This window comes from Actinomycetes bacterium (genome assembly GCA_036510875.1).
Taxonomy (GTDB): Bacteria; Actinomycetota; Actinomycetes; order Prado026; family Prado026; genus DATCDE01.
This window is the reverse complement of record DATCDE010000249.1, coordinates 1-5,130: the sequence shown is the minus strand read 5'-3', so window position 1 is coordinate 5,130 and position 5,130 is coordinate 1. Positions and strand designations below refer to the sequence as shown.

At 69.1% G+C, this 5,130-nt stretch carries 6 protein-coding genes and 1 pseudogene; 3 read left to right on the top strand and 4 right to left on the bottom strand.

The window, feature by feature from the left end; genetic code table 11:
• The 3 genes from VIM19_14580 to VIM19_14570 all read left to right on the top strand — a co-directional run.
• Positions 1-229 (top strand): transposase (locus tag VIM19_14580; GenBank protein HEY5186092.1); only part of this gene is annotated, 229 nt, incomplete at its 5' end.
• An 18-nt stretch (positions 230-247) separates the two neighbouring features.
• Positions 248-1,255 (top strand): inorganic phosphate transporter, encoded by a 1,008-nt coding sequence (locus tag VIM19_14575; protein ID HEY5186091.1) that lies wholly within the window; start codon positions 248-250, stop codon positions 1,253-1,255.
• Complete coding sequence (locus VIM19_14570) at positions 1,252-1,860, top strand: DUF47 family protein (protein ID HEY5186090.1); 609 nt, start codon at positions 1,252-1,254, stop codon at positions 1,858-1,860. Before VIM19_14575 ends, VIM19_14570 begins: the two co-directional genes overlap by 4 nt.
• Before the next feature lie 177 nt (positions 1,861-2,037).
• Here VIM19_14570 and VIM19_14565 read toward each other — a convergent pair.
• The 4 genes and pseudogenes from VIM19_14565 to VIM19_14550 all read right to left on the bottom strand — a co-directional run bounded on the left by VIM19_14565 (position 2,038) and on the right by VIM19_14550 (position 4,908).
• Positions 2,038-3,278, bottom strand: a pseudogene (locus tag VIM19_14565) (transposase family protein).
• A gap of 496 nt (positions 3,279-3,774) precedes the next feature.
• On the bottom strand, positions 3,775-4,020 hold the full coding sequence (locus VIM19_14560; protein ID HEY5186089.1) for a hypothetical protein: 246 nt from the start codon (positions 4,018-4,020) through the stop codon (positions 3,775-3,777).
• A gap of 119 nt (positions 4,021-4,139) precedes the next feature.
• Positions 4,140-4,562, bottom strand: coding sequence for a hypothetical protein (locus VIM19_14555; GenBank protein HEY5186088.1), 423 nt, complete (start codon positions 4,560-4,562; stop codon positions 4,140-4,142).
• Positions 4,552-4,908, bottom strand: coding sequence for a hypothetical protein (locus VIM19_14550; protein HEY5186087.1), 357 nt, complete (start codon positions 4,906-4,908; stop codon positions 4,552-4,554). Before VIM19_14550 ends, VIM19_14555 begins: the two co-directional genes overlap by 11 nt.
• Positions 4,909-5,130 lie beyond the last annotated feature (222 nt).

Below are 5,130 nucleotides of genomic sequence, written 5' to 3'. Positions count from 1 at the left end.
GGTGGCGTCCCTGGCCAAACGATGGCTGCTGGGCACCCACCAGGGCGCCATCGACGACGCCCACCTGCCCGCCTACCTCGACGAGTTCGTCTTCCGCTTCAACCGCCGCACCTCCCGAAGCCGCGGCCTGCTGTTCTACCGACGTCCCTCGCGGCGGAGCGGACAGCCGCGGTGGCTCCGGGCGCCCGCGGTACCTCGGTTCAGTGGATCGTGCCCGGGTGGTCGTTGACCGCGCTTGACTGGCGGGATGGGTTCGGCGTTGGTGGTCGTGGTGGTGCTTGGGCTGGCCTTCGACTTCTCCAACGGGTTCCACGACTCCTCCAATGCCATCGCGGCGCCGGTCGCGACTGGGGCGATGACGCCGGGGCAGGCGGTCACCGTGTCGGCCACGTTCAACCTGCTCGGCCCGGTCATCGCCGGGACGGCTGTGGCGGGCACGGTCGGTGGGATCGTGACGCTGGATCCGGGGCAGACCATGACCGTGCTGACCTGCGCGCTGGCCGCGGCTTTGACCTGGAACCTGCTCACCTGGTGGCGCGGGCTGCCCTCGTCGTCCTCGCACGCCCTCGTCGGGGGCCTGGTGGGCGCCGGCGTGGTCACCGCCGGGACTCAGTCCATCAACTGGGGTGGCTTTGACGGCCTGCGCCCGGTCGGCGTCATCGGGATCCTGGTGGGGTTGGCGATCTCCCCGCTGCTCGGCGGGTTCGTGGGGGCGCTGGCCGAGCTCGCGGCCCGCCGGGGTCTGCGCCGTGCCCGCCGCCGGATGGAGCGGCCGATCCTGCGCGGGGAGTGGGTGACCGCGGCGGGCCTGGCGTTCGCGCACGGCACCAACGACGCGCAGAAGACGATGGGGGTCATCGCCGCCGCCTTGGTCGCTTCCGGTGTCGTCAGCTCGTTCACGGTGCCGCTGTGGGTCAAGGTGGCCTGCGCGACGGCCCTGACGGTGGGCTCCGCGCTGGGCGGGTGGCGCATCGTGCGTACCATCGGCCGGGGCATCTTCCGTATGGGTCCGCTGGACGGGCTGGTCAGCCAAGGATCCTCGGCCGGGGTGATCGGGGTGGCCGCGTTCCTCGGCGCCCCGGTCAGCACCACCCATGTCGTCGCGTCCTCGGTTGTCGGCTTGGGGGCGGCACGGCGACGTCGACACGTGCGCTGGCCCGTCGTGCGGGAGATCCTGCTCGCCTGGCTGGTCACCGTGCCCAGCTGCGTGGGGATGGCTGGGATACTCGCCGGTGCGTGGAGGATCGCCTCATGACCAGACACTGGTTCCTCCCCGAGACCCCTGACGTGCTGGCCACGCTGGGGCGCCAAGCCGAGGTCACGGTCGCCGGGCTGGCCGCGTTCGCCGCATGGGCGCATGGTGACCCCGACGCGGAGCACACCGTCCGAGCCAGCGAGCACGCCGCCGACACCGTCCGGCGGGAACTGGCCCGGCAGCTGCGGGCCGCGTTCAGCACCCCGGTCCCCCAGGAGGACCTGTTTGCGCTGTCCCAGCTCCTAGACGCCGTGGTGAACCGAGCCAAGGATGTCGTCCGCGAAGCGGAACTGCTCGACCTTCAGCCCGACCCCTCGGTCGCGGCCATGGCCGATGCAGCCGCCGACGGCGTCCGGCACCTCGCGCTCGGCCTGGGCGCACTCACCTCCGCCGACGACACCGCCACGGTGGCCGCCGACGCGGCGATCGCAGCTGAACGACGGATGGAGAAGACCTACCGCGCCGCCATGCGGGACCTCCTCGCCGACCCAGACGTCCTTCGCGTCATCGCCCGCCGCGAGATCTACCGGCGGGTGCTCGAAGTCGGCGAGCGAGTCGAGGACGTCGCCGAACGCATCTGGTACGCCGTCGTCAAAGAGTCCTGAACCCCGAGACCCAGGCCGGCGGCGATTGCGGCCGAGAGCCTGACTCGGCAGCACGCACATCAGCAAGAGTTGACAGATGCAGGGGCTTGGCGTGCGGATCGACCCGCGCTTGATCACCCTTGATCGGCTCCTCTGCGCGCCATCGCTTTGCTGATCGGTGGGCCCTGGTGACTCACGTCAAGATGCGCGCGTAGCCGGCTTCGTTGACCCATGAACGGATGCGCACGGGCCGGCTGCCTGGATCTGGGGCTTGGTGGTGCCGGCGGCTTTGCTCGTGGTCAGGGTGAGCAGCTCGGCGGTGAGGGCTTGGATCTGGCGTTGGATCGCGGCCGGGTTCAGGTCGGTGAAGGTGTCCATCATGATCGCCTTGTCCTGGACGGTGACGCTCTCGTGCCGCTGGGCCCGCCGGTGCGGGTGGCCGCAACGTCGTACTTCTTGGTCACCTTCGCCCCGTCGCGGACCTTCGAAATCAGTTTCTGCCGGGGCAGGAAGTAGTTCGTCATCAGCGACTGCAGGACCAAGATCTTGTTGAGCAGCAGCAGCTCTGCAGCCGTGTCGTAGCGGTGGTAGCCGACCACGGTGCGTACCACTGCCCAGTTCTTCTGCTCGACGTGAGCACCGTCGTTGGAGTTGCCGGGTCGGGACCGGGTGAAGGTGATCTTCCGGGCCCCGCACCAGGCCAGCAGATGGTGGTTGATGAACTCGGCGCCGTTGTCCGAGTCAACCCCGAGCGGCGGGAACGGCATGACCTTCGCGATGTCCTCGAGCGCGGCGACGACCCACTTGCGGGCCTTGTTGCGCACCGACCGGTTCTCCGTCCAGCCGGTCGCGATGTCGGTCACCGTGCGGGTGTAGGCGTGCTCCCCGACCGCGTTGCCTCCCTCATGGCCGACCAGGTCGATCTCCACGAACCCGGGCACCGCGTCGTCCCACTGCGCCCACGTCCGGATCGGGATCGCGTCCTTGAGCAGCGACCCCGGCTTGGTGCGGCTGCGCCCCCGCAGCGTCATCGCCGCCCGGTCCGACCCCAGACGCCGGTCTATCGTCGCCGCTGACATTGCCACCAGCGCGGCGGCGGTCTTTTCACTGACCTGCAGCTCGCCGAAGCGGCGCAACGTCGCGACCAGCTCGCCCATCACCGGGGCCAGCCGCTTACCGGTCGGCGCCCCGAGCACCGCCCAGCAGAACCTCAGCGCCACCACAACATCCAGCCCGTACTTCAGCGTCCGCGGCCGGCGCGGACGCACCACCCTTGGCTGAAACGCCTGGCCGAGCGCCTTTCGGGCGTGGCTACGATGCCAGCCGGTCGTTGCGCACAACTCGTCGAGAATCCGGCCCTTCTCCGCCCGGCTCGCCCGCTTGTAACGCGTCGCGATCGCCTGGGTCACAGCCCTGCGCTGGCTCAACGTCAGTCCCATCACCGAGACCTACCGTCCACCGCATCACCGGCCCGGCAGGCGCGCTCCACGCGCGCATTTCTCGATGAGTCAACGACCCCACCTACGCGCGCACTTCCGATGAGTCAACGCGAACGTCAAATGTCGGCAGAATGTCGGCATCACGTGCCCGGACATCCGTGGACGACGGGCGACCTTCACGCGCGTGGGTGGGCCCGTGACCTACAGAGATGGTTGTTCCACCACCGTCCGCCGGTGTCCACGGACGCTGCGTGGCGTTGGGTGCTTCTGCGGCTAATAACCCAGAGGTCGCAGGTTCAAATCCTGCCCCCGCTACTGAATGACCGCAGGTCAGAGGCATGATCACCGATCTTGGTGGTCGTGCCCTCTTCCTTGTGACCGCACCTTCACCGCAAAGATCGTTCGTCACGCGTCGTCACGCGTCTTCTGATCGTGCTGGACGGGACTGGATCTGCCGCGCGGCAGTCGGAACGTCGCCCTTTCGGACCGTGACCTGTCATGTCACGCGCCAGCGGCCCGCATCAGGACACGCCCCCGAAGTCAGCGTGAAGACGATCCCGGCCACCGCGAGCAGCGCTGCGATCGCGACGCTCACCAGCACGGAACCGTTGGTCGAGTTGCGAGCCGAGGAGGATGCGGCGACCAGCCACCCGAGGAGCGCCCCGACCCCAACCCAGACCGCGAAGAAGACCGCGATGTAGATCACCGCGCGGCGCTTGTTGCTCGCGATCTGCTCGTACACCTGAACCACCCTACGCACGGCCAGCGGATCGGCCCCGGATCGGAACCCGCCAGTGGTCCACGCTTCTCCAGGCGCTGCTCAACCGACCGATAGCCGCCCGGCTCCCTGCCGCCACTAGCTCAGATCGCACGCATCCGGTTGCCGCGTGCGTTGTGCTCGACCTCGGCAAGGCCGAGGTATTCCATGAGCGGGGGGACGTACATCGCGAACCTCCCGCGCAGGCCCTTCTTCAGCCCGTACCAACCGCCGATCGGGTTGGCAGGCGATCGGCCCCACGCCTCGACGGTTCCCTCCTTCGCCGGCTTCTGCTCGTCGGCCGAGCCGAGCTCCATCCAGTCACCGTGGGCGGCGAGCATGGCGTGCAGGTCGTCCAGGCAACGGGCGTCGTACAGCAGAACGGTCTTGCCGACGGTGCACACGATGACGTCCACTCCGTCGTGGACGGCGCGGTGCATGGTGTAGTCGGAGCTCAGCGGAGGCGTCTTCAGCCGCCACTGGTCCTCGGCTGTTCCTGTTCCGCTGCTGATCGGGTCATCGGTCATGGCCGGACTCCTCATCGGGTTCGCCGGTGACGATGCTACGAGGTGCCGGACCCGGAGCGCTGACGGCCCGCCAGCAGGCCCGGGCGACGGTGCGAAGCGACTCCGCGTCGAGGTCGACGCCGGCCGAGACGAGGCGGACGGCTGGCGCCAGACCGAGGTCGAACAGCACCTCGAGGGGGAGTGGCAGCAGCCGGTCAGCCAGGTCCGGGTGCCGGGCGACGTCGGTGAGCGGGTCTCCGGTCTGGTCGAAGGTCTCGTGGTAGAGGCGGGCGTACGGCGAGCTCTCGATCTGGGTCAGGAAGCGCGCGCGCCCTGGGGACTCCGCGAGGTACTCGTGAACGCCCAACCAGAGCTGCTCGAATCGGGCGGCGGGCTCCGCATCGAGATCCACGCGGGCCACCGCGGCCTGTCCTAGTGGTCTGTCGGTGAAATAGTGCGGTAGTATGGCTCATGCCGATCAAGATTGCGCCGGCGTTGCCGGTGAGCGATGAGCAGCGGGCCGAGCTGAGGCGGTTGGCGGCCTCGACGGTGCTGGCGCATCGGGTGGTGGTGCAGGCGAGGGCGTTGC